The organism is Paraglaciecola sp. G1-13 (assembly GCF_055809255.1).
This window is the reverse complement of record NZ_CM147903.1, coordinates 1,531,224-1,556,982: the sequence shown is the minus strand read 5'-3', so window position 1 is coordinate 1,556,982 and position 25,759 is coordinate 1,531,224. Positions and strand designations below refer to the sequence as shown.

Here is a 25,759-nt window from a genome sequence, read left to right as displayed (position 1 = left end):
GTGATAACAACAACACAGAAAAGCGGCTCAATTGAGCCGCTTTTTTTATGAACGAATAGTAAGGTCGTTCGTTAACTGCTATGCATAGGTATACCTAGAAAACAGTATTCAAACGCATGTAGTAGTAACCACCTTGCCAATCAACGATGTTGCTTGACCAGTACACTGCGCCACAACATTCATCACGACTAAAGTTACCGTCAACCGTTACGCCATCGCTGTCTGGGTATTCGTCAAAGATGTTACGTGCACCGGCTGCAATCGTTACATTCTCGCTGATTTGATAGCTCGCTTCGAGGTCGAAGAATACGGTTGGATCATATTCTTGCTTAATCGTTGCGTCTGAATCAATAGCGTTAGTATATGATCCGTAGACGTTGGCACGTACCAATAACGTAAGGTCTTCAAAACTGTGTTTCGCTGACGCTACACCGCGCCACTCTGGAATGGCATTTTCTAAGTCAAATTGATCTTCAGCGTTTAAGAACGCAGAGGCATCAGAGTCAATTTCTGTCTTGTTGAAGTTAACAGACGTACTCAGTACCGTGTCACCCATGGTGTAGGTCATCACGAAATCCATACCGTTGGTCACTGTATCAAACGCATTTTGGAAGTAGTTAACACCACCAATGGTGTTTGCACCTGCGACACCGGCCGCTTCTAGCTTCAAGAAGTTAGCATAGGCATCTGCATCTGTTTCATCCGTGGATACATCCAAGGTCGATACCGCATAGAAGCGATCTTCAAGCTCAATGCGATAGAAATCCAAAGTCACGTTCAAGTCATCAATATTGCCAGTTACACCAAGGCTGTAGTTCAATGATTTCTCAGGTTTCAGCGCTTCAGCACCCAAGGCTTGGCCTACTGCACTTAACGCAGGGAATAAACCTGTGGCTACTGGTAGCCCGTCAGGTAAACGGGTGGATACGTTGGTAGTACCTTGTTGACCAGGTGTTGGCGCTCTAAAGCCCGTACCCACTGAACCGCGCATATTAAAGTCGTCACTCAAGGTGTACTTAAACGCGACCTTACCGACGAGTTCAGAACCGAAGTCCGAGTAATCTTCGTAACGCATAGCGGCTTGTAGGAATAACGCTTCACTTACGTCACTGCTTAAATCGGCATAAATACCATGCATATCGCGCTCGTATTTACCTGAATATTCTGGAGAATAACCAGGGAAACCGTTAGAGCCGACACCCACGACTTGATAAACTGGATCATCACTGTTCGAGCAATCTAGGGTAGAACCACCACCGATGACCGCTAAACCTGCTGCTGTCGTGCCGCCTGCATCATCACAGAATCCCCATGGATCAGATGTGGCGTAAGGGCCCGCTGAGTATGACTCTTCTTCCCCACCGGTGAGCTCGTAGCTTTCTTCCATGTAGGTGGCACCAAATGCCAATAACACATCGGAATACAGGCCAAAATCAAGGTACTTAGTAAAGTCAGCAGAGAACTGAGTTTCTTCGTTGGTTAAGTCACCTGGGCGGAATGACGTAGGTGAATCAGCTCCTAAAGAGGGGTTAATAGTATTTTTTAAAGTGTACTGGATTTCGTTAGAGCCAAAACGACCACTGAAATCATAGGTGATACCATTTGCGAACTCGCCTTCTAAGCCTCCAACAAGTGAGAAATCAGTAATATCACCAAAGAAGCGCGGTGTAAAACCACCTGGGAATTTCTCTAGTGGGTTATAAATAGAACCATCTTCTTGGCGCAAATCTTCAATGGTGCCATTACCTGGGTAACGATAATAAAACGTCGCATCCCCTTCACTTTCAGAGTAATTACCAAAGGCATAAAATTTCATGTCATCGTTAAATTCATACCCTGAGTTAAAGAATACCCGCGTTGCGGAGGTATTGGGTTGTCCCCAAGGCTGTACCACGTCTTCGCCGCCTAGGTTGGCGTTATCTAAACCGGCAACAAAATCAGGGTCGCTTAAATAAGGGTTTGCTGCGCCCCGTGGATCGCTTGCATCAGCACAGAACCAATCTTCACAATATTGCTCGCCGCGATCAGTTGAGTCCGAATCCGCATACTCTCCTGACAAACTAAAGAAGCCGTTGTCACCTAATGCGAAACCAATGTTACCGGTAATAGTAACTTGGTCACCATCGCCTTCAAAATATTGACCACCCTCAACAGAGAATGAGCCCCCTTCATCATTGTCTTTCAAAACGAAGTTGATAACCCCTGCGATAGCATCAGAACCATATTGTGCTGCAGCACCATCACGCAATACTTCAACGCCTTTAAGGGCTGAGGCAGGAATAGTAGCAACATCAGGGCCTTGCGTACCAGAACCACCGATTTGTACAAGTGCAGAGCGATGACGGCGTTTCGAGTTTACCAAGACTAAAGTTTTATCCGTTGGCATACCGCGTAAGGTGGCAGGGCGAATAAAAGATGCACCGTCCGATATGGGCTGGCGTTGCAATGAATATGACGGCACCAATGTTTTTAATATGTCGTTGGTATCCGAAAAAGGCACTGCTGCTAAATCGTCTTCACTAAGTACGTCAACTGGTACCGGCGAATCCGCTAGCGAGCGAGGAGCGCCGCGAGAGCCGGTAATCACCACTTTCTCATACGTAGCAGCCGCCTCATCTGGCGTCTGTGTTTCTTGTGCCATTGCTGATGATACTGCCACAGAACTGATTGCGCAGGTCATCAACCCGGTTTTTATTGCTTTGCTAAGTTTATTTTGCTTGAGCATGTGTGTTCACCTTTTTTATTTTTAATCTTTGCGAGCTAATTAACTTGGCTATTTCCGTTATTGCACAGCCTGCTCTTCCCGAGCAGGACTCGTATTGACGTTTACTCTGGCTTGGCCAGTACCACTTCAATTTCTATCAACATGTTCGGGCCACCGGCCAAACCTGCTATTTGAAAAGCCGAACGTGATGGTTTGTTTGGCTGCTCCTTCGTACCAAAGTACTTGGTGTATGCTTTCATAAAACCGCCAAAGTCCATCTTTCCGTCCATGGCTGGGTCACCGACCATGAACACTTGCATCTTGACGACATCACCAAAATCAACGCCTAAGTCTTTAAACGAGCCTTCTAGACGTTTAAACACACTCAAGGCTTGGGTTTCGGTATCGCCGTAATATTCGCGGCTGCCCTTTTCAGCGTCAGGATTCACAGGGCCTGGTGTCATACCCGCATGGAAAATTAACGTGGTGTCAGGCGTGACCTCCACTGCGCGAGAAATGGGAAACGGATTGTTGTTTGGTAAGGCGTGACGCGTCACTTCTGCCAAGCTGTTGGCACTGAATAAAGCGGCAGCAGCAGTAAGTAAAATGCGTTTGTTCATGCGTTTGATCATGTAAAGGTAACTCCTGGTTTATTTAAGTTGGCTGATATAGGCGGCGAGATTCACCGCATCAGGATCTGATTGCACCATCGAAACAGCGGCTTTCATTTGTTGTCCGTAAATGTCTTTTTGGTCATTACCGCGAATACCTTCACGGAAATGATTGATTTGGGTGAGTACATACCAATCGTTAATGCCACTTAAGCGCGGCGCACCTATGGCTTTATTACCGCCACCATCCGCTCCGTGACAAGCGGCGCAGGCTTGATACAAGGTTTTACCCGCATCAATATCGCCATGAAGGGTTGCGGCTGGCTTAGGCGATTCGGTTTGACCAATCCAACTGGCAATGGCAGAGATATCACTTGGCGTTAAGTGACGTGCCATGGCTTGCATTTCACTGCCTGTCACATCACTGGTGTGGGCTCCACGAATGCCTTGTTTGAAATTATTGAGTTGGCGCTCGATATACCACTTTGATAACCCACCTAATCTTGGGGCTTGAATATTGGCATTCCCCTTCAGTTGGCTACCGTGGCAGACAGTGCAATATTCGAGGCCTTCAGGCGTAATAGCTTCAGAGGCATGCAATGCACTGGCGTTACCCGCCAGCAATAAAGCAAAAAGTGTTGATTTAAGCGACATGACTGGCACCTCCACTTTTGGAGTGAGAACTAACAAGGTGATTGAACTGTTGCAAGGCTTGCTCGCTTGATGCCAGTGCCCCTTCTTGCCAACCACTGTGATGACTGATTTGATCGCCAATCATGAAGTGACGACCTTCGGGCTTTTGCAGTAAGTGATAATATTTATCAAAATTTTCAGGACTCATGCGCATACCACAGCCCATTTGATGGTTCATTCGAGCCCATGGAATACTGATACCGTTTTCGATGTACTTGCTGCAGCCGGGGTGGATTTTTTCAGCGGACAACGCCCCAGCGGTGAGTCGCTCTTGCGGTGTCATTTTTTCAAACACGCCACTGACTTTCGCATCCCACGTATAAGCACCTAACAAAATGCCTTTTTGCGCATGAATGTCATGAGACGGATACCACAGCTGGTTAATAGGGTCAGTGGTATAGCTGATACCGCCGTAAATACCGTCTCGCTCCCAAAAACGCTCGCTCATTTGATAAGCAATTTTAAACAAGTGCCCACGCTTAACGCTGTCTAAACCTGCTTGGTATGTATCTGAGAAGTTGTTATCGATACCTGCCATAAAGTAAGCAGGAATATTGTTAAAGCAGTAGTCTGCTTGCACCGTATGTAACTTGCCACCTTGCTCGTAAGTGACCTCAACTCCGTTATCACGGTTGTAGATTTTCTTCACTTGCGCATTGAGCACAGGCTGGGTTTTGAGATTACGCAAGAAGCCTTTAATCACGCCATCCATGCCACCTACTGGTTCCATTAACGGCTCACACCAGTCATACAGCTCAGCGCCCAATAAACCGCCGTACCAAAATTGGCTGTCGAGCATGGCTTTTAATTCGATAGGCGCATGAGGCTTCGGAAACTCCAACATGCGATCGGTTGTTGAGCCAGCGCGCTCACTGCCTATGTATTTACCGTTTTCGGTTAAATCACCATAGGTCTGAGAAAACTTCATTAACGTGGCCACATCTTCTTCTGACATCATTTGGTCAAAATTATGCGAATCTGCTGACTTCCAGAGCAATTCGGACATTAAACCGCGTACATCTGTGTGGTATTCAATGATGCGTTTTGGTTTACCGTCTAAAGAATTATCATCATGAAAATATGCCATCTTGCTGCTATTGGCTTTGATCTGTAATGGCACATTCAATGCTCTGCAATAGTGCAACAAGCGTCTATGGTGACCAGGAATTCGCGCAGGACCACAGTTGAAAAACAAATTTTCTTGTTTATCAAATTGACAAATTTGGGTGTTGCCCATTTCATCAATCTTGTCACCGTTGCGAACGGTTAAGTTACGGCCCCCAGGCCTAAAAGAAGCCTCTAAAATTGTACATTGAATGCCGGCTTTTTCGAGCTCAAGGGCTGTTGCCAACCCTGCTACACCAGCGCCTAGGATGAGTGCGGTAGGCTGTTCACCTTTCGCTGCGGGCTTGATTTGAACGGGTCCTGAATAACTATCATCAGGCATTAAACCTAAAGCTAAACTTGTTTTAAGTAATGCTGATGAACCACCCGCTGCCCCTACATAACTGAGAAATTGTCTTCGCGTAATATTTAGCATAATCGTTCTAACGTACTTCCTAATTTATCGTTCGATGAGGTTGGAAAATCAGGTTTATATGCTAGCGACACGAAACAAATGACAGAACGCACAATAGTATTGTGCGGCCCCATATTTTTTTTATAACCCTTTAATGATAAGGCTTTCAAGGAGGAATGCGGTCAATTAAAGGGGCCTACATCACGATTTTCAAACAAAAAAGAATAAGTTATACGGCATTAAAATTGCTTTTTGAGGGAAGGCGAGATGAAACAAGTATGCGCATACGCGATTTAGTCTGCGCTGGGCACGTCGTTTTTTGGTTGTCGAGCAAGCGCTCTAACTAAGAGCAAATGCTATTTAGGCATTTAATTTGCTAATTCCTCCATAACAAGCGGTTTATTTGAGCAAAATAAGTATAAATTTGGGTAGCGAATGAATACAAAACAACTAGAGTACTTTTTGGCCACTGTAGAGCAAGGCAGTATATCGGGCGCCTCAAAAGTGCTTGATGTCGCACAGCCTGCTATTAGTTTGCAACTGGCGAACTTAGAACATGAATTAAAAATAAAACTCTTTGAGCGAAATTTTCGTGGTGTGTCACTCACTCATGCAGGCTCTCAATTTGAAGAGCACGCTCGGCTCATTTTAAACCAAATCAATACCGCAAAATTAGACTTAATTGGGCAGCAAACCCAGTGCAAAGGCAAGGTGATCGTTGGCCTTAGTCAATCATTGTGTAATGTGCTGTCGGTGCAGTTACAGACAGAGCTAGAGCACCGATTTCCTAATGTAGAATTAGCCTTTAGAGTTGGGCCTTCGTATATGGTCGAAAGTTGGTTCGCCGAACAGCAAATTGATATTGCTCTGTGTTACAACTCAGATTTACGTAAACATGCTGCTAGTTCATTGCCTCTTATTAACGAAAATTTGTATTTGTATATTTCACCACGGCCCAAAAACCCCAGCTACAGTGAACTTTCATTGTTTGGCTCAATCCCTTTTGAGTCGTTACAAGATTACGAACTTTTTATGCCTGACAGACGGGACGCCCTACCTAAATTGCTTGAGGAGCAAGCCCGAAAAAACAATATTAAATTAAAGACACGTAACGCCTTTGGACAATTGATGACCACTTTGCATTATGTTTCTCAGGGGTTTGGTTTAGCCATTTACCCTTCATCAGCGACGTGCCACTTGGAAGCGAGTCATCAAATTCGAGCCATTAATATCACGGAGCCAGAGCTGAAACGTGAGGTTTATTTGCGCTTAGCCGAGCATCAGCACAAAAACCCCGCCGTTGCTGCCGTGTTTGAGCTTATTCGTGAAACAGCCGCAAACTTGCATGCTGATAATAGCTGGCGAGGCGAGTTACTTGACAATAAATACCAGCAACCTTCGGTCATTAACATCGAATCAGCTGTGGCTGGTTAACGCTACTTAGCCACAACTGAGATAGAGGTAGACGTAAAGATTTGCCCTAGCGCATTAATTCAAGTGCTTGGGTGCCTGTCATACCCGGTTCAACGCCTAATTCCCGTGCGGCTTTTGAAACCAATAACACTGGTTTTTGCAGCATATCTTCATGGGTTTTTACCCCTGATACAATTGCGCACGCTTCACCTGTTTTATTACATGTGTTTACATCCACGTAACCACACGCTAATAGACCTTGTTCACCTTGAACTGTGAGTAAGGGTAATTTCAATTCGATACGCTCGCGTTTAAGCTCACCCCAATCGAAGGTTTCCCCTTGCGCTGTAGCAGTAAACATTAAGCCTAACGCGACACCCAACAACTTACCCATATTACTACTCCTGTCTTGTCTTTTTTATCATTTTAAAACGCAGGCTTGTGCAGTATTGATGCCATTCGGGCAAGGCGGGAAATTTCATGAAAATGCGTATGTGAAGAGTATTTATGCACCAATGTAGAGTGTGATTACCCCTTAGCTGCACTTAAATGCAGCTATTTGGTTTTATTCATTTGTTATGCAGGGGCACCTTAGTGAAATAAAGGTTGGCGTAAGTGCTTTAATAAACGATGACCTAAATCTGAGCGAATATCTCATGTGTCATCGCAGCAATGCATAACACATTAACCCCACTATGCTGGAGATCAAGAAGCTTAAAATAGCCCCTTCTTTGACCATGTCTTTTATGGTGATTTCCCCCGTACCGTAGGCAATTGCATTGGGAGCGGTCGCTACGGGAAGCATAAAGGCACAACTAGCAGCCATAGCGGCGGGGATCATAAATAAAGCAGGGTCGTTACCTGAAGAAACCGCGGCAACAGCGAGAATAGGCATCAGCAAAGTCGCGGTTGCTGTGTTACTGGTGATCTCCGTTAGGTAAGTCACGATTAAGCAAATAGCTAAAATAACCATCACCAGCGGTAAATTCGTCAAGCTAAGTAGCCACTCTCCTAAGATTTGGCTCAACCCTGATGCGCTAAAGCCCTTAGCCAAAGCAATACCACCTGCAAATAACAGCAGTATGCCCCAAGGGATCCTTTTTGCTGTTTCCCAGTCGAGCAATCTGGTTCCTTTCCCATTTGGCACAATGAACATCACTACTGCAGCGGTCAATGCGATGGTGCTGTCACCCGCGTATGGAATATCAAACCAACCGCTCCAGCCGCCGAAAGGCTCATTGCGCGTTATCCATGCTAAGGCCGTTAAACCAAACACCCACAAGGTACGGGATTCTTCTTTTCGCCAAGCACCCAAGGTAGGCAATTCAATATCATGCTCTAGGGTCACATTGCGGGTTAGCCACAGGGCGATAATCGGAAGGCTAACAATAACAACGGGAACGCCTACTTTCATCCACGCCAAAAAGCCAAATTCTTGCCCTGTTTGCTCTTGATAAATACCGGCAAATATCACGTTGGGCGGTGTGCCGATGAGCGTCCCTAAGCCGCCGACACTGGCAGAGTATGCAATCCCTAAAATCAACGCCACTTTCAGTTTTGGGTTATCTACGTGTGACAGCACAGCTAATGCCATGGGCAGAATGATCAGTACGGTGGCCGTATTGGATATCCACATACTTAGGAACCCAGTCGCCAATACAAACCCCATCACTAATCGCCGGCCGCTACTCACGCCTACCAAACGCACCATATACACAGCGAGACGCTCATGGGCGCCGCTGCGCTCTAGTGCGGTTGATAACATAAAAGCCCCCATCAGCAGTAAAATAACGTGACTGCCCAACGCTGATGCCGCTATGCCATGATCAAGCACACCAAACATGGGTAACAGTGCGAAAGGGACGATAGAGGTAGCGGGAATAGGAATGGCTTCACTGACCCACCAAATAACCGTTAATGCAGTAATAGCGGCAGTCACTGCCGGTAAGTATTCGACCTGTGAGTACCGTAAAAATCCGTAAAACAGTATCGCCAGTAAAGGACCTATTAAAATAAAGTGCTGACGGTTTAATCGCATAACATTCGCTATCCTAATGCATCGCCTAAAGCAGGCATTTATGAATCATCGCCCCCGTTTTATACATCAAGAGGGACATACGGGCATTGTCCCTCGGGCTCGACTCCTCATCTACACTCATTGTTATATGCTTCGAGAGTGCGCTGGGCCGCTGTGTAAGCATCTGTTTTAACCAGTGCGTTAAAGTCAGCACAGGGCGCTTTGGCAAGCTTTGCTAAACGCGGATTTGTGGGTAAATCACTGGGTAAGCTATCGATGACCTGCGCAGCAGCGTCGGGGTTATTACATACCAGCACCATATCGCAGCCAGCGTTTAGTGCCGCATTTGCTCTGGCGGCAAAGTCGCCAATAAACGCGGCTCCCTGCATCGACAAATCATCGGAAAATACCACACCGTCGAATTGCATTTTTTGGCGCAAGTAGGTTTGTAACCAGACTTTAGAGAAACCTGCTGGCATATCATCCACTTGAGAGTACACCACATGCGCTGGCATCACCCCATCAAGTAAGCCCATGTCGTTTAAGCGGCTAAAAATCTGCATATCTAGCTGAGTGATTTGTTCAAGACTTCGATTATCTACCGGCATCGCAACATGCGAGTCTTCTTTGACATTACCATGCCCAGGAAAATGTTTACCTGTGGCTTTCATCCCTGCTCGGTGCATGCCTTTAATAAACTCACTGGCAAGTTGAATTAAGGGTTCTGGCTGGGTATGAAAAGAGCGATCACCAATAACATCCGATACGCCGTTTAAATCGAGCACGGGCGCAAAACTTAAGTCGATATCAAATGCGAGGCATTCAGCCGCCATGAGCCATCCAAAAGTATTGCAGTATTGCTGTGCCTGGCTCAAATCCTCATCACTACGGGCGTATATAGCACCCATTGCAGGAATAGCACTGAATCCGTCGCGAAAACGCTGGACCCGGCCGCCTTCATGATCCACCCCAATTAATATCTTGTTGCGTGCAGCCAATCGAATTTGAGCAATGAGCTCTTTTAGTTGTTTTTGATCGTAGTAGTTACGACTGAAAAGGATAACGCCACCCACTAAAGGATGATCGAGCAACTCTCTGTCTTCAGGTGTTAACTCGTAACCTGAGACATCTAACATTATTGGACCCATGAATAATCTTATAACTTGTTGAATTAAACGCACTATAAGAGAACATCAACATAAAACAAAGCCTCAACAAGCACCTTACTTGATTAAACCTCAAATAAAATGTCAGATGCCGCCCTAGCATCTCGCCCATTTTTCCGTTCGCGCACAAATTGAGCGTTAGAACTGTTAGAGAAATCATAGACATAAAAATGTATGACATTCCGTGCTACGGATGATTATACTAACCCAAATCGGTTATTCTAATGAGTTGTTATGGGTTTTCACACCGTCGGATTGATAGGCAAGCAAGGGCATCAAGGAGCGAATTTAAGCTTACAAGCGTTGATTGTTTATCTTAAGCAAAAGGACTGTCGAATGATTGTAGAGCAAAGTTGTGCTTCGCAATTAAAAGGTAACGGATTTGAAATTGCCGATCTAAATACCATAGGAACTCAAGCTGATTTAGCCATAGTGGTTGGTGGTGACGGTAATATGTTGGGCGCCGCTCGTGTTTTGGCCAAACACAATGTAGCTGTGGTAGGCATTAACCGTGGTAACTTAGGTTTTTTAACCGACATCAACCCAGATGACTTTGAACGCCAGCTCGATTCCATCTTTGCGGGCGAATGCCAAATCGAGCAGCGCTTTTTACTTGAACTTGAAGTGTATCGAGGCGGAGAATTACAAAGCACTAATTCAGCCGTAAACGAAGTGGTAATGCATCACGGTAAAGTCGCTCATATGATGGAGTTTGAAGTCTACTTAGATGAAAACTTCGTGTTTAGTCAACGCTCAGATGGCCTTATCGTTGCAACGCCTACAGGCTCAACGGCCTATTCGTTATCAGGCGGCGGCCCCATTCTAACCCCCAATCTAGACGCCCTGAGCTTAGTGCCCATGTTCCCGCATACCCTCAGCGCTCGCCCAATTGTTGTGGATGCAAATAGCACGGTGCGCATCAAAGTATCACCAGAAAATAAGGACAATTTACAAGTCAGCTGCGACAGCCATATCGTGCTAGCCGTATTACCGGGGGATGAAATCATTATCCGTAAAAACCCCGCCAAATTATCCTTAATTCACCCCAAAGATTACAATTACTTCAACGTGTTACGCACAAAACTCGGCTGGGGAAGTAAACTTTACTAGAGGCATCAGCAGAATAAATTTTAGTCAACTACTAGACAGCCTTGAAAATATGTATATATTTACAGTTACTGTATATTTGAACAGGTAAATATATGTTACTTCATCTCTCAATTCGAAATTTTGCTGTGGTTAAATCTCTGGACATCGATTTATCCCAAGGTATGACAGCGGTCACAGGTGAAACTGGCGCTGGTAAGTCCATTTCAGTGGATGCATTAGGGTTGTGTTTAGGCGATAGGGCCGAAGCGGGTTTCGTGCGCAGCGGTGCTGACAAGGCCGAAATCTGTGCATCTTTTGATGTGAGTAAATTGTCACTTGCCGCAAAATGGTTAAAAGAGCACGAATTAGACGATGGAAATGATTGCTTAATCAGACGAGTCATCTCTAGCGAGGGCCGCTCGAAAGCATTCGTGAATGGCACACCTGTCCCCTTAGGCCAGCTGAAATGTTTAGGGCAATACTTGTTAAGTATTCATGGTCAGCATGCCCACCAACAGATATTGAAAGCGGATACACAGCGCGAATTGCTGGACAACTTTGCCGAGCATCCTTCTCTTCTAAATAATGTGGCCCAGTACTACCAAAGCCTTCAACATAAACAGAAAATTTATCGTGAGTTATTGGCGGGTCAGCAACAGCGTGCAGATCGTTTTCAGCTTTTGTCGTATCAAGTCTCTGAGTTAGATGAATTTGCCATCGGCGAGGGTGAGTTTTCTGAACTGGAAAGTGAGCATAAAAGACTCAGTAATAGTCAAGCCTTGCTGGAGCAGACTCAGTTGAGTTTTTATCAACTATACGAAGCCGATGACTTTAATGCCCTATCTGCGGTGCAAAATAGTATTGATAGATTGACGGAATTGCAGGATCACGACCCGACCCTTTCTCCGATTTTAGCATTGTTGAATGAAGCGAGTATTCAAATTGATGAAGCTGCTCAAGAGCTTAGAGATTACACTGATCAGCTAGAAATAGACCCAATGAAAATGCAGCAGGTTGAAGCGCGCTACTCTCAAGCGTTAGATTTAGCCAGAAAGCATCACGTTAAAGCGGAAGAGTTATATACCTACCACCAAACATTGACCCAAGAATTGTCTCAGCTTTCTGAAGATGACCAAATGTTGGATAGCATGCAGGACGAACTCTCAGTCCTAGAGAAGCTTTATTTCAAAAGCTGCGAACAACTTAGCCTGTCGCGTACTAAAGCCGCAAGCAAATTAGCCAAGCAGGTGGAAAGCCAAATTCACAAAATGAATATGGGCGACACGATATTTAAAATTGAAGTTGAGCCGCAGGTCAGTGCCTCTCCTAGCAAGCATGGTTTGGACAACATTCAATTCAAAGTGTCGACCAATAAAGGACAAGCCCTTGATAAAATTGAAAAGGTTGTCTCTGGTGGCGAGTTGTCGCGGATTGGTCTTGCAATTCAAGTGATCAGCTCTCATAACAGTCAGGTAGCAACCATGATTTTTGACGAAGTTGATACCGGTATTAGTGGTTCCACCGCTTCAGTGGTGGGGCATTTACTGCGTAAATTAGGTGAAACCTGTCAGGTAATTTGCGTAACGCATTTACCCCAAGTGGCAGCACGCGCGCACAACCAAATGTTCGTTACCAAGTTCAGTGACAAGAAAACCACAGAAACTCATATGATTTCTTTACAAGAAAATGAACGAATTGAGGAGTTGGCACGTCTACTAGCTGGAGACAAATTGACGGATTCTGCCCTCGCCAACGCCAAAGAGTTACTACAAATCAGTAATTCTTAACAATTATGCATTGATTAGGCTGTCTTGGCTGAGTTAGGATGCTTCGCCTATGGACCTTTAGCGAAGTACTTGTAGGGTCTTTATTTACCTAATAGCTGAGAAATTAAATAAGAATGAAGTTTAGAAATATATTGGCGGTGATTGCCGCCTCATTGATGTTGTCTGCTTGTGCTGATTGGATTTATCGAATTGATGTACCACAAGGTAACTTTTTAGATGAGCGTGATGTTAGTAAATTACGCATTAACATGACTAAAGAGCAAGTGGAGTACGTGTTAGGAAAGCCCGTAGTAGAGGACTCGTTTGATCATGATACGTGGTACTACTTGTATCAAATGAAGCGCGGGATGGCTAAGCGTGGTAAAGATTTCCGTAAAGAATTAACCCTACACTTTGTCGATAATCGCGTAAGCGAAGTGACAGGTGACTTTGAATTATCCGAAGACTTTAATACTCCCCTTGATGAGTAACGCCTGCTCACGATAACTCAGCAGTATCGGTTAGTTTGTATTTTTACTTTATGTAAAAGAACAGATTAATCGATATCAGCTCACTGCCCCGCCACACGTTCCAATTTCCCATAGACTTACTCGCATGCGTATTTAACACATATATAAACGCTCTGATTTAAGTTGTTTTTTTAGATATCAAGCTACTTGAGTTGTCTGCATCTATCACCTTTGTCATAAAACTGTCCGTAATTCAGGCTAAAATTAGCCGAGTCATACATGCTTGTGGCATAATACGCGCCGAATTATTTTCCTCAAACAGTCGCGCCAAATTAAAGTTAACGTTTAATCACAGGGCGCTGTTTTCTAATCTGTCAGCTTAAGCACAAATCGCTAGCGTAATTGATTAGTGGCGAGGAATAACACCTTCAACACATTCACCTAAATTACTCGGAAGAAAACATTGTTAACGACCGCAAACATCACTATGCAATTTGGCGAAAAGCCATTATTTGAAAATGTATCAGTTAAATTTGGTAACGGAAATCGTTACGGCTTAATCGGCGCAAATGGCTGTGGTAAATCAACCTTTATGAAGATACTTGGGGGAGACTTAGAGCAATCTGCCGGGAACGTTTCCACCGACCCAGGTGAGCGTATCGGTAAATTGAAGCAAGACCAGTTCGCATACGAAGAGTACAGTGTTATTGATACTGTAGTGATGGGACACAATGAACTGTGGAAAGTCAAAGCAGAGCGTGATGCTATTTATGCTAACCCTGAAATGACGGAAGAAGACGGTATTCGCGTTGCCGATTTAGAATCAGAGTTCGCTGAAATGGATGGCTACACCGCAGAAGCACGTGCCGGCGAGTTATTAATCGGTGTGGGTATTCCGGTAGAGCAACACTATGGCCCTATGAGTGAGATAGCACCAGGTTGGAAACTTCGCGTACTGCTTGCTCAAGTAATCTTTTCAGATCCTGATATCATGCTACTTGATGAGCCTACCAACAACTTGGACATTAACACCATTCGTTGGCTAGAAGGCGTGCTAAACGAGCGTAATTGCTCCATGATCATCATCTCGCACGATCGCCATTTTTTAAACAGTGTGTGCACCCATATGGCCGATTTGGATTATGGCGAAATTCGCTTATTCCCTGGTAACTATGATGAGTATATGACCGCCTCTACTCAAGCCAGAGAACGCTTAGTATCAGATAACGCAAAGAAAAAAGCGCAGATCGCTGAACTGCGTACCTTTGTTAGCCGCTTCTCGGCGAATGCATCTAAGTCTAAGCAAGCCACGTCTCGCGCTAAGCAGATAGACAAGATCAAACTGGATGACATTAAACCTTCAAGTCGTCAGACTCCTTTCATTCGCTTCGAGCAAACGAAAAAGTTACACCGTAACGCATTAGAGTTAACGGGATTGAAAAAATCCTATGAAAAGGAGTTGTTCAACGGTTTAGACTTGATGGTTGAAGTTGGCGAACGTATCGCAGTTATCGGCGAAAATGGTTTGGGTAAAACCACCCTGTTGAAGTGTTTAGTCGGAGACACTGATTTAACAGCAGGCGAAGTCAAATGGTCCGAGAACTCGAATATCGGTTATTACGCCCAAGATCATGCTCATGAGTTCGAAAAAGAAATGACGCTCATGGAATGGATGTATCAGTGGGCTCAAGAGGGTGATGACGAGCAAGTCATGCGCGGTACATTAGGTCGCTTGCTTTTCTCTCAAAATGAGATCACCAAATCGGTGAAAGTCATATCCGGCGGTGAACAAGGCCGTATGATGTTTGGCAAATTGATGCTTCAGCGGCCTAATATTTTGGTGATGGATGAGCCGACCAACCATATGGACATGGAATCGATTGAATCATTAAACTTAGCGTTAGAAAACTACGCGGGCACGCTGATATTCGTCAGTCATGACCGAGAGTTTGTATCTTCAGTTGCTACCCGCATCATTGAAATAACACCAAATGGAATTGTTGATTTCCGTGGTAACTATGAAAGTTATTTAGAAAGCTTAGGCGCTTAACCTCCGGTTTGGGGTGACGCTCTAGCCACAAAAAAAGCCTGAATCATATAACATGATTCAGGCTTTTTTTTGGATTCAAGTAGCTTATACAGACAGCTGTATAAGCAAACGTTGATTAGGTATTAACTAACCATTTAACAAACTGCTTTGCTTCATTTGCATTAGCAAATTTAGTGTTTTGACGACCTTGCTTGTCGGCAAATGCTACGCTTTGTTTGTTTACAGAAATTGAATGCACTGGGTGCATCACACGGATCTGAGAACCGTTGTATAAATAAGACATAATAAAACTCTCTTTCAATTAGCGCGATAATGTTGACGCGCGAAATTCAACGAAGCTTCACTATAGATTTGACGATAACTTTACGACTTTATATGAGTCTAGGAGTGATAAACAGCAAGCACATGCTCGCTTATTCGCCGTTCAATAATTCAGCTTAATATTTTTGTTTTTTTAAATGCTGGCTGACTGGATCAAGGTAAGACAAGACATTAACAACGTTACCGAAATGGTAACCTTGCTTATAAATGCGGAGGATAATTCATAAGCAAGGCCGCACGTTACAGCACTTATTGCGTAAACGCAATAGCTATTTCAATAATATTTAGTGCTATCATGCCCTATTGGTTATTACTCAATTAGAATTCATTATGCCCGCTAGAATTGCAGTATTCGTTGATGTGCAAAACATTTATTACACCACCCGTGACACCTACCAAAAACAATTTAACTATCGACAGTTTTGGCAGCATTTAAGTGAGCAAGGCGACATCGTTATCGCTAATGCTTATGCCACCGAACGTCATGACTCCCAACAACAAAAGTTTCAGTCAGCTTTGAAGCACATTGGCTTTAACGTTAAGTTAAAGCCTTTTATTCAGCGCAGTGACGGCTCAGCAAAGGGCGACTGGGATGTGGGGATCACCATTGATGTATTAGATGCTGCACAGCAAGTAGACACAGTCGTGTTGCTCTCAGGAGATGGAGATTTTGACTTATTACTCAAGGCAGTGAAAAAGAAGCATGAGGTAAAAACGAAGGTGTACGGCGTGCCAGCGCTTACCGCGAATGCTTTAGCTAGCGCCTGTGATGAGTTTGTTGAGATTACGCCAGCAATGTTGCAGTGATGCTACATTCTCAGTCGGAAGCCTCAGGCGTTATTTCATACACCTGAGGCTACTAAATTTTTGACGCTGAATTAAAAAATATGCGAAACAAAAAAAGCCGAAGCATAGGCTAGCAAACCATAGCCAGCGAACAATCCCCAAGCAATTTTTTTGCTACCCGTTTCACCTTTTAAGGTTGCTACCGTGGCAACGCATTGCAAGGCGATAACATAGAATATCAGTAAGCCGAGTCCTGCGCCTAAGGTTAGGCCGTCGGCTTGAATATTTGTCGCGAGGCCAGCAATGTTCTCATCGGCCCCTTCAATACCGAACAAGGTCCCGAGTGCCCCAACGAACACTTCTCTTGCCAGGAAGGAGACCAAAATGGCTACCCCGTAGCGCCAATCTAAGCCTAAAGGCGCAAAAATAGGCTCTATCCACTGGCCTATCATGGCTAGATAAGAATCCTCTAACGCATGCTCTGAACTTGGGAAATACCCTAAGCACCAGATAACCACAGACACCATGAAAATGACCGGCCCTGCCCTGCGAATAAATTGCTTCGCACTGGTGACCACCCGAAATAAAAGTGGCTTCCAGTGCGGTAAACGATAATTGGGCAGCTCCAATATAAAGGGCATTTCGGCTTTGTCAGCATCCTTGTTGGTAAACTTGTTCAATAGCACGCTTACTAACAGTGCGGTGACAATTCCAAGAAAGTAGAGTACAAAAAATGCCGTTCCCTGTAGGCTTAAAAGCCCACCTAAGTATGTCGTGTCTGGAATCAGAACCGCGATAAGCAAGGCGTACACGGGTAAGCGCGCTGAACAAGACATCAGTGGAATGGTCATCATGGTGATCAAGCGCTTACGAGGAGATTCAATGGTGCGAGCCGCCATAATAGCAGGGATAGCGCAGGCGTGACCCGATAAATACGGTATGAAGCTACGCCCTGATAGACCAAAATAACTCAACGGTTTATGGCAAATTAGCGCTGCGCGAGCAAGGTAGCCACTGTCCTCTAATAACCCGATAATAAAAGTGAGTACCATTATTTGCGGCACAAAAACAAGGAATGAGCCTAAGCCACCAAAAATGGCGTCTTGCAGAAAATCGTTGATAAGGCCAGGACCAATTGCAGAAGTAACGGCAACCGCTAACCAGCCAATAATTTCTTCGACGCCGTCCATTAGTGGAGTAGCCCAAGTAAATATACTTTGAAACAACAAGAACATTATGCCGAAAAACGCCACGCCCCCCAGCACGCTATTAAGTAGGAAGCTATCAATTGTGTTTTGCTGTTTTAATACGATATCAGCGTGAATGCCGTAATGTTTGGCGATTTGACGACTGATACTAAACACGGTATCGCCTTCACCTACGCTTTTGGTTGGCACAAAGTTTTCGGGCCGGGCGACCACGTCCTGTAATGCTAATTTAAATTCATGTAATCCACTCAACGTTTTCGCCGACACAGGAAATACAGGGGCACCCAAGTCTTGCGCTAACCTCTCACAATCAACGCTGTGGCTAAAGCGCTCAACCTCATCAATCATGTTCAAGGCAAACACCAACGCTTTATTATGCTGTTTAGCTAGGTCGCGCACTTGTAACCCAAATACCAAGCTTCGCTCTAATCGAGTGGCGTCAAGGTTACACACAATGACGCCTGTATTGGCGTCGTGCATGGCTTCGTGGATTTTTTCCACGGCGATTTCTTCATCTCGAGAAAGCGTGCTTAGGGAGTAAGCGCCTGGAAAATCAATTAACCTATGTTCACCAAATTGACCACTTTTGAGCTCAACGGTTACACCTGGGAAATTAGCCACTTTCTGACGTAACCCAGTTAATTGGTTGAACAACAGACTTTTCCCAGAGTTGGGCTTACCCACTAAAATAATATTTTTCATGACACAACTTGATTGAACGAGCGTTAGGTTAACGCCCATATAGTAAAGGTTACCCTTGAGTATTTATCCCTGGAAAATGAATAATTTAATCGGGGTAAAAACGAAATAAGAAAATTAAGAAAGGCTACTGATAGCAACCTTATCAGCAATACTCTGCTCTAAGGTATAAACACAGTCGCCAATTTGAACCACAAGTGGCCCGCGCATAGGACTGCGCCTCAAACAACGAACTGACTGACCGTCTGTTAGGCCCATTTCTAACAATCGGTTTGTTACCGCTGGCAGTAAAGAGGCGTCTAAACCACTGATCAATGCAGATTTTTTTGCAGGGACATCCCAAAGTGTCATCGCACCCTCACCAAACAATTAATACAAATGAAAACTATTTTCATTAATACCACATATTTGGCTATGGGTGCAATGCGATTTGCTTACCCGACTTTTAAATGGTCAGCCACCAAGAACGCCATTTCTAGCACTTGGTCTGCATTCAACCTCGGATCACATTGGGTTTTATAGGCTTGTGCTAAGTCATCATCACCAATTTGATATGCGCCACCTGTGCATTCGGTTACATGCTGACCAGTCATTTCTAAATGAATTCCGCCGGCATGAGTGCCCTCGGCACGGTGTGCTGCGAAGAACTGCTGAATTTCACGCAAAATAGCGTCGAAGTTACGCGTTTTGTAACCGCTTGATGCCTTGAAGGTATTGCCGTGCATAGGATCAGAGCTCCACACAACATTTCGCCCTTCTTGTTTCACTCGGCGCAGTAGCGCAGGTAAGTTTTGCTCGAGATTATCTGCTCCCATGCGAGTAATTAAGGTCAAACGACCAGACGTATTCTCTGGGTTTAGCGCATCGATGAGCTTAATTAATTCATCGCCTTGCATGGTCGGTCCTACTTTTACCCCGATTGGGTTATGAATACCCCGGAAGAACTCAATGTGTGCATGGTCAAGTTGACGGGTACGTTCACCTATCCACAACATGTGCGCTGAGCAGTTGTACCACTTGTCAGTCAGAGTATCTACGCGCGTCAGTGCTTGCTCATAGTTAAGCAATAAGGCCTCGTGAGAGGTATACAAACTTGTTTCGTGCAAGGTCGGCGTATTGCTGGTATTGATCCCCATCACGTCCATAAACTCTAACGAGTCTTGTATACGACGCGCCACATCTTGGTAACGCTCTTTTAGAGGGTTATTCTCAACGAACGCCATGTTCCAGCGGTTTACTTGATGTAAGTCTGCCAAGCCGCCCTGAGCGAACGCACGTAATAAGTTTAAGGTGGATGCGCTTTGATGATACGCATCGAGCATGCGCTGAGGATCTGGCGTACGTGCCGCTTCAGTAAACTCAAAGTTGTTGATGATATCGCCGCGATAACTAGGTAGAGACACATCACCAATGGTCTCAAAATCGCCGGAGCGTGGCTTAGCATATTGCCCAGCCATGCGAGCAACTTTTGTCACTGGACAACGGCCTGCGAAGGTCAACACAATCGCCATTTGCAAAATAACTTTGAATGTATCGCGAATTTTCGGTGCGTTGAATTCATCAAAGGACTCTGCACAATCGCCACCTTGTAGCAAAAAGCCTTTACCGTCAGCAACTTGGCCTAACTCTTTAAACAACTGACGCGTTTCAGCGGCAAAAACAAGTGGCGGATAAGATTTAAGCTTTTGCTCTACATCTTTTAGGTGTTGCTGATCATGGTAAGTAGGTTGTTGCAGAATTGGCTTTTGACGCCAACTATCAGGTTGCCATTGGCTCACAATGTGTCCTTAAAAATTAGTAAAGTAGGAAATGAAAAATTAGTTCACAAACGGTTGGTAAGCAACATACAAATGTGACCCCTAATCATACCTGATCTCGGCCTTGATGAAATACGCTCAAGGTAAAGAATGACGATAAAAATCAATTATTCGCTGTTAAGTTATCTCAGTAAGCCATATGGATGCGCGATTCCCCAGATAACACCGCCATTCACAATCAAAAATACAAGGAAATGCGTTGTTAAATTCCAAAACCAAAAAACGCATTGTTAGTTACTCCAATACCGTCTTTCTTTTTCCCTAAGCAAAACGCTGCTTGATCTGTTCAAGCAGGCCATCCGATGCCTGTTCAATTAAATCCAATACGTATTCAAACCCGCGCTTGCCCCCGTAGTAGGGGTCCGGTACTTCATCTTCTTGTGAGGAACAAAAACTCATCATAAGAGCAATCTTGTGTTGATGTTCCTCTGGGCATATCTCTAGTAAGTTTCGTAGATTCTGTTTGTCCATGGCGACAATGTAATCGAAATGTTCAAAATCACTTAGGTCTACCTTACGGCATTTTATTTTCTTAAAACTATAGCCCCTCTCTTCGCCCACAGCCCGTGAACGCTTGTCCGGTGGCGAACCTATGTGTGCCCCAAGCGTGCCGGCGGAATCTATTTCAATACTCATGCCCGCATGTAGTGCTTTATGGCGAAATATCGCTTCTGCCGTAGGCGAGCGACAAATATTGCCCAAACATACGAAGAGGACTGATGTGATAGTTTTTTTTACTTTTTTGTCAAACACCTGAATAACACCCGTGAAATTGTGAATATTTAAAAGGACTGGATTCTAGCATTGGCTAAAAATACTTAGGATGCGTGATTATCTTTCCACACTTGAGCGCTTTTTGGTAACCTACAGATATTGTAAATCAAATGTGTCACGTATGGACGAATCGATAAAGATTACAACGGCTTGTCAACAAGTTCAGTGTCACGAATGTGGCTACTTGGTTGAAGTACCTCCCCTTGTACATCGCCAGCGCGCTCAATGTCCTAGATGCCATTATGTTATCACAACCTACTACCAGAATATGGTTCAAAAGTTGGTAGCATTCTCGTTAGCGGCCTTAGTCCTTATGGTTGCTGCGCTAAGTTTTAATTTTTTATCGTTTAGTGCAAACGGTCAATACCATGCAATCAATATCTTCAGTAGCATTGAAACTCTCACAGACAATGATTATGTGGCCTTAGCGATTTTGCAAAGTGCCGTTATTCTTGTGTTGCCGCTGACCATACTGTTTTGTTTACTGTATTTACTAATCCCTGTGCTGTTTGGTAAAAAACCGCAACATGCGGCCGTTTTACTCAAAATTATCTTTGCGCTTCGCGCTTGGACCATGGTGGAAATTTTTCTTGTCGCTGTGCTAGTAAGCTTGGTTAAAATAATGTCTATGGCAGATATTGGTATCGGCTTGTCTTTCTATGCGTACGCGTTATTTGCTATTTGTATGACCTACACATTGATGTATATGGACGAACATCAAATGTATCTCACCACATCATGTGCGTTACCCAAAATACATAAACGGCACTCCCCATCTCACAGCATTCAAGCGACGTGGGCATTACTATTGACGTCGATTTTACTCTACGTGCCTGCGAACACCTTGCCTATCATGCATACGGATATCTTAGGAGATGATGAGCCCAGTACTATTCTTGGGGGCGTTATAACGCTATGGAAAATGGGCTCATACCCGATAGCCGCCGTCATTTTCATAGCCAGCATAGTGGTGCCAGTGGCGAAACTGTGCATATTGTGTTGGTTGAATTTCAGTGTGCAAACCCAATTCGCAGGCCGTAAAAAAACCCGTATGATCAGTTATCGATTTACTGAGTTTATTGGTCGTTGGTCAATGATCGATGTCTTTGTTGTCGCGATTTTGGTTAGCCTGATCCAACTAGGAAATATCATGAGTATTTACCCTGGCTATGCCGCCCTCGCATTCTGCTCTGTGGTCATTTTGACCATGCTTGCGGCAATGTCATTCGATACGAAGTTAATTTGGAGCGATCACTAATCATGCAAGAAAACGGCGAACCTGCTGAGGTCACAAACGTAAAGAGTATATCTAAAATATGGTTGGTGCCGATTGTCGCAATCTGTATGGGAGCTTGGATGTTCTATCACCAATGGAGCAACCAAGGGCCACTCATTAATATTGTGTTCGAAAATGCATCTGGCCTCGAGGTCGGCAAAACTAAAATAAAAATGCATAACGTCGATGTCGGTGAAGTGAAAACCATTGCATTGACCGAAGACTTACAGAAAGTACTTGTTACCGCACGAATGTCAGCACATTCTGAAGGGCTGTTGCGTGAGAGCACCGAATTTTGGGCCGTCAACCCGCGCATATCACTTAATGGTATATCGGGTTTAAATACTTTGGTGTCGGGCACTTACATCAACATGTCGACCAATTTAGAAGGCCCATCAAGCCGCGATTTCGTGGCACTTTCAGCACCACCTATCACGCCCAGTGGCACCCCTGGACTGCACGTTACGCTCAACAGTGACGCTGAATTCGCCTTTAAAGAAGGCGACCCTGTTATTTATAAAGGGTTAAAGGTCGGAGAGTTTGAAAGTATCTATTTTAACTTCGAAGAACGTGTTGTGTACTACAACACGTTTATACAAGCGCCATATCACAAGTTAATTACCACGAATACCAAGTTTTGGAATACCAGTGGCGTAGAGATGGACATTGGCGCAAACGGTTTTAAAGTGAAAAGTAGCAGTATCGAAACACTAATCACAAACGGGGTTGCGTTTGGCGTGCCTGAAGGCATGCCACAAGGCAATAGAGTCAGTGAAAGATCATATTTCAATATTCATGACTCTTACGACTCAGCCGCTGAAGAGCGCTATAAAGAATCAGCCAAATTTGTGATTTTAGTGGAGGATACTGTGCGGGGCTTACACGTGGGTGCCCCCGTTGAGTATAGAGGCATTAAAGTGGGTAAAGTATTGGATATCAACCCACCGAATGCTAACCAACAAAAGTGGTTAGACGCTGGGGTAGCGATTCCTGTCGTCATTGGCATTCAACCTGGGCGTGTTGAGCAAACGGACGATGATATTGGTATTAAATTTATTAACCAACAGATAACTACATGGGTCGAAAACGGTTTTAGAGCGTCATTGCAAACAGGTAATTTACTCACTGGAGCGCTCTTTGTTAACTTGGAACAATATGCCAATCTGCCATCTGTTGAAATGGAAAAATTTCAAGACTATCCAGTGATCCCCAGTATCTCTAATGAGTTCTCACAAATCACCGAAAAAGTCGGGGCCATATTAGATAACATTAACGACATGGATCTCGTTCAGTTATCCGAAGCTGCAAACAAAATGATGGACGACATAAGTGCGAGTGCCAATAGTATGAACAGCACCGCTGATGATTTTTCCGGTACGTTGAAGCAGATGGAAGAACAACAAGTTAGCGTTAAACTAGCAAATGCCTTGGCGGGGATCGCAGAGTTAACAAAAGGCTTCTCTGCAGGCTCCAAAACCAATAATGAAATTAACCAGACGTTAGACTCACTCCAGCAGAGGCTAAGGGAGCTACAACCTTTGCTTCTGGAGCTTAATCAAGCACCTAATAGTCTAATTTTTGATAAAGCGCCTAAGCCTTATTTACAGCCCGGCATCAGCAATAATAACACTCAGCAAGAGCGAAAATAATATGAAGATGTTTAGCATTTTTCTAATGATAGGATTGATTTCTGGCTGCAGTTCATCCCCTGCCCCTAATAGACAGATATATTTATTGAACAGCGACGCGCCGTTGATCACGATAAACAATCCCGAGATTGAGAAGATCGTTATATTGGACAAAATACAGCTTGCCGATTATCTCAAACGGCCTAATTTAGTGATGCAAATTCAGGGCAACAAGCTGTATTATTCTGACGTGGATCTGTGGGCAGAAAGTTTGCAAAATGGGATTCATGATACGATGCTTGCGTGGTTAAACCAGCATGCTGAAGCGACACGTTTTGTCGCTTATGATTCACCTGAAGCAAACTTGGGTCAGGAGCATCTTATTTTGAGTGTTCAGTATTTTATGGCGACAGATCAGGGAACGGTCATTAGCAGTGGTCAGTTTTGGCGAACAGGGAATAGACGGACGGATGCGGGTAAAAACGGGAAAAGTGTATCAACTAACAGCTTTTCTTTTACCTCGCCCCTAACCCAGGAAGGCTACAGCCATAGCGTGGCGCTACTTGCAGAGCAATTATCGCAATTGAGTTCCCAGATCGTGAGCGATTTTGAGTAACACAAAGGGAAAGTGAACAAGTATGTTTATCGTAAAGCGTTTATTTAGCGCCTATTTAAATACCGGCACGAATAAGAGCAACACGCCAGCGGTGCGTCAGCAAATTCAAGTCACCAACTTATTTGGCTTGATTGGTTATTTCATCACATTGGTGCTCGGGGTAAGTGCCCTGATCCGTAGTGCTGGGGCGAAAAATGACGACTTCTATCTAGGCGTGACTTTATTGGTAGCAAGTGCTTTATTTTTCACTTCTCGCTTAATTCTCAAATTTTTTCAAAGTAAAAATGGCTATAAAGTTTCGGCTAATTTGGTCACAGGCGCATTAATGCTTCTGATGCTCTACCTAATAGTCACTGGTGGGGTTAAGAATACCGGCCCTCTGTGGATTTACATTGTTCCACCTGTAGTGCTCTTTTTTGGTGGCTTGAAGCGGGGCTTAATCCAATTAGGTTGCTTCGCTTTTGTGGCTATTGTGATATTAGAGTATCCAGGTAACCTGTTCTTAATGGCTCAATACAGTGACGAGTTTAGCTCACGGCTTATCTACTCGTTTATTACCGTCAGCTTGCTATTCGTGTTCTATGAATATTCTCGTCAGCGTTCGTTTAAAACACTTCAAGAGTTAAGCCGTGAATTTGAAAAGCAAGCGCGCTTAGACCCACTCTCAGGATTGCAAAATCGTCGGGGCATGCTTGAGAAGTTAGAATACGAGCACCAGCGTACGTTAAGGCACCATAAAAATTTGACGCTTATGATGTGTGATATCGACCATTTCAAGCGAGTAAATGACAAATTTGGTCACGATGTGGGAGACGGTGTCATCACACAAGTTGGTCAACTTTTTGACAAAGCACTTCGCAAACAAGATACCGTTGCGCGCTGGGGCGGAGAAGAGTTTTTGTTTCTTTTGCCAGAAACCACACAAGAGCAAGCCTTTACGTTAGCGGAAAAGCTACGCGCTCAAGTTTCTAAGCAGCAATATCAAGCAGGCTCAGATAGTTTCACCGTCACGGTCAGCTTAGGGATATATCAAATGCACCCTCAAGACAATCTAGATCATGCTATCAGCCGTGCCGATACAAATTTGTACCGCGCCAAGTCCAATGGTCGAAACTGCTCAATAAAATCCGATTGAG

Annotated in this window: 22 protein-coding genes; 10 read left to right on the top strand and 12 right to left on the bottom strand. The window is 44.5% G+C overall.

The annotated features are described in order from the left end of the window. Positions 1 to 94: 94 nt before the first annotated feature. From AC0L6N_RS06600 to AC0L6N_RS06585, 4 genes are all read right to left on the bottom strand, one after another. Positions 95 to 2,725, bottom strand: coding sequence for a TonB-dependent receptor plug domain-containing protein (locus AC0L6N_RS06600; protein WP_473479987.1), 2,631 nt, complete (start codon positions 2,723 to 2,725; stop codon positions 95 to 97). Positions 2,726 to 2,826: 101 nt separating this feature from the next. Next, positions 2,827 to 3,336, bottom strand: coding sequence for a RidA family protein (locus tag AC0L6N_RS06595; RefSeq protein WP_473479986.1), 510 nt, complete (start codon positions 3,334 to 3,336; stop codon positions 2,827 to 2,829). Between the two features lie 18 nt (positions 3,337 to 3,354). After that, on the bottom strand, positions 3,355 to 3,969 hold the full coding sequence (locus AC0L6N_RS06590; protein ID WP_473479984.1) for a c-type cytochrome: 615 nt from the start codon (positions 3,967 to 3,969) through the stop codon (positions 3,355 to 3,357). Further along, on the bottom strand, positions 3,959 to 5,548 hold the full coding sequence (locus tag AC0L6N_RS06585) for a flavin monoamine oxidase family protein (protein ID WP_011574545.1): 1,590 nt from the start codon (positions 5,546 to 5,548) through the stop codon (positions 3,959 to 3,961). The genes AC0L6N_RS06590 and AC0L6N_RS06585 overlap by 11 nt, the downstream gene beginning before the upstream one ends. Before the next feature lie 414 nt (positions 5,549 to 5,962). On the opposite strand from AC0L6N_RS06585, the gene AC0L6N_RS06580 reads away from it, so the two are divergent. Then, complete coding sequence (locus AC0L6N_RS06580; protein ID WP_473479983.1) at positions 5,963 to 6,961, top strand: LysR family transcriptional regulator; 999 nt, start codon at positions 5,963 to 5,965, stop codon at positions 6,959 to 6,961. 46 nt (positions 6,962 to 7,007) lie between these two features. Here AC0L6N_RS06580 and AC0L6N_RS06575 read toward each other — a convergent pair whose 3' ends face one another. The 3 genes from AC0L6N_RS06575 to nagZ all read right to left on the bottom strand — a co-directional run bounded on the left by AC0L6N_RS06575 (position 7,008) and on the right by nagZ (position 10,105). Further along, a complete protein-coding gene (locus AC0L6N_RS06575; protein WP_473479981.1) occupies positions 7,008 to 7,334 on the bottom strand; it encodes a YunC family protein in 327 nt (108 codons plus the stop codon). Between the two features lie 267 nt (positions 7,335 to 7,601). Next, complete coding sequence (locus tag AC0L6N_RS06570; protein ID WP_473479979.1) at positions 7,602 to 8,978, bottom strand: SLC13 family permease; 1,377 nt, start codon at positions 8,976 to 8,978, stop codon at positions 7,602 to 7,604. A gap of 107 nt (positions 8,979 to 9,085) precedes the next feature. After that, a complete protein-coding gene (gene nagZ / locus AC0L6N_RS06565) occupies positions 9,086 to 10,105 on the bottom strand; it encodes a beta-N-acetylhexosaminidase (RefSeq protein ID WP_473479977.1) in 1,020 nt (339 codons plus the stop codon). A gap of 252 nt (positions 10,106 to 10,357) precedes the next feature. On the opposite strand from nagZ, the gene nadK reads away from it, so the two are divergent. From nadK to AC0L6N_RS06545, 4 genes are all read left to right on the top strand, one after another. After that, positions 10,358 to 11,233 (top strand): NAD(+) kinase, encoded by an 876-nt coding sequence (gene nadK, locus AC0L6N_RS06560; protein ID WP_011574540.1) that lies wholly within the window; start codon positions 10,358 to 10,360, stop codon positions 11,231 to 11,233. A 92-nt stretch (positions 11,234 to 11,325) separates the two neighbouring features. Continuing rightward, the gene (gene recN, locus AC0L6N_RS06555; RefSeq protein ID WP_473479975.1) at positions 11,326 to 12,999 is read left to right on the top strand and encodes a DNA repair protein RecN; all 1,674 of its coding nucleotides are present in this window, start codon (positions 11,326 to 11,328) and stop codon (positions 12,997 to 12,999) included. Positions 13,000 to 13,112: 113 nt separating this feature from the next. Next, entirely contained in the window at positions 13,113 to 13,469 is a 357-nt protein-coding gene (locus AC0L6N_RS06550) for an outer membrane protein assembly factor BamE (RefSeq protein ID WP_011574538.1), read from the top strand. A 442-nt stretch (positions 13,470 to 13,911) separates the two neighbouring features. Beyond that, positions 13,912 to 15,498 carry an ABC-F family ATPase gene (locus tag AC0L6N_RS06545; protein WP_041713575.1) on the top strand — a complete coding sequence of 529 codons (1,587 nt, stop codon included), beginning with the start codon at positions 13,912 to 13,914 and terminating at the stop codon, positions 15,496 to 15,498. A 115-nt stretch (positions 15,499 to 15,613) separates the two neighbouring features. On the opposite strand, the gene AC0L6N_RS06540 is transcribed toward AC0L6N_RS06545, so the two are convergent. Next, the gene (locus AC0L6N_RS06540; RefSeq protein WP_006994188.1) at positions 15,614 to 15,781 is read right to left on the bottom strand and encodes a hypothetical protein; all 168 of its coding nucleotides are present in this window, start codon (positions 15,779 to 15,781) and stop codon (positions 15,614 to 15,616) included. A 368-nt stretch (positions 15,782 to 16,149) separates the two neighbouring features. On the opposite strand from AC0L6N_RS06540, the gene AC0L6N_RS06535 reads away from it, so the two are divergent. Then, the gene (locus tag AC0L6N_RS06535) at positions 16,150 to 16,626 is read left to right on the top strand and encodes an NYN domain-containing protein (protein WP_473479972.1); all 477 of its coding nucleotides are present in this window, start codon (positions 16,150 to 16,152) and stop codon (positions 16,624 to 16,626) included. A gap of 71 nt (positions 16,627 to 16,697) precedes the next feature. Here the strand turns inward: AC0L6N_RS06535 and feoB are convergent, their stop codons facing one another. The 4 genes from feoB to AC0L6N_RS06515 all read right to left on the bottom strand — a co-directional run bounded on the left by feoB (position 16,698) and on the right by AC0L6N_RS06515 (position 21,082). Then, on the bottom strand, positions 16,698 to 18,515 hold the full coding sequence (gene feoB / locus AC0L6N_RS06530) for a ferrous iron transporter B (protein ID WP_473479970.1): 1,818 nt from the start codon (positions 18,513 to 18,515) through the stop codon (positions 16,698 to 16,700). Positions 18,516 to 18,629: 114 nt separating this feature from the next. Continuing rightward, a complete protein-coding gene (locus tag AC0L6N_RS06525) occupies positions 18,630 to 18,863 on the bottom strand; it encodes a FeoA family protein (RefSeq protein ID WP_006994185.1) in 234 nt (77 codons plus the stop codon). 83 nt (positions 18,864 to 18,946) lie between these two features. After that, positions 18,947 to 20,290, bottom strand: coding sequence for a class II 3-deoxy-7-phosphoheptulonate synthase (locus AC0L6N_RS06520; protein ID WP_011574532.1), 1,344 nt, complete (start codon positions 20,288 to 20,290; stop codon positions 18,947 to 18,949). Between the two features lie 300 nt (positions 20,291 to 20,590). Then, entirely contained in the window at positions 20,591 to 21,082 is a 492-nt protein-coding gene (locus AC0L6N_RS06515) for a low molecular weight protein-tyrosine-phosphatase (RefSeq protein WP_473479968.1), read from the bottom strand. A gap of 70 nt (positions 21,083 to 21,152) precedes the next feature. On the opposite strand from AC0L6N_RS06515, the gene AC0L6N_RS06510 reads away from it, so the two are divergent. From AC0L6N_RS06510 to AC0L6N_RS06495, 4 genes are all read left to right on the top strand, one after another. Next, complete coding sequence (locus AC0L6N_RS06510; protein WP_473479966.1) at positions 21,153 to 22,361, top strand: paraquat-inducible protein A; 1,209 nt, start codon at positions 21,153 to 21,155, stop codon at positions 22,359 to 22,361. A 2-nt stretch (positions 22,362 to 22,363) separates the two neighbouring features. Continuing rightward, a complete protein-coding gene (gene pqiB / locus AC0L6N_RS06505) occupies positions 22,364 to 24,028 on the top strand; it encodes an intermembrane transport protein PqiB (protein WP_473479965.1) in 1,665 nt (554 codons plus the stop codon). An 85-nt stretch (positions 24,029 to 24,113) separates the two neighbouring features. Further along, positions 24,114 to 24,623 (top strand): PqiC family protein, encoded by a 510-nt coding sequence (locus AC0L6N_RS06500; RefSeq protein ID WP_473479963.1) that lies wholly within the window; start codon positions 24,114 to 24,116, stop codon positions 24,621 to 24,623. A gap of 22 nt (positions 24,624 to 24,645) precedes the next feature. Continuing rightward, entirely contained in the window at positions 24,646 to 25,758 is a 1,113-nt protein-coding gene (locus tag AC0L6N_RS06495) for a GGDEF domain-containing protein (RefSeq protein WP_011574527.1), read from the top strand. The last annotated feature ends 1 nt before the right edge of the window (position 25,759 follow it).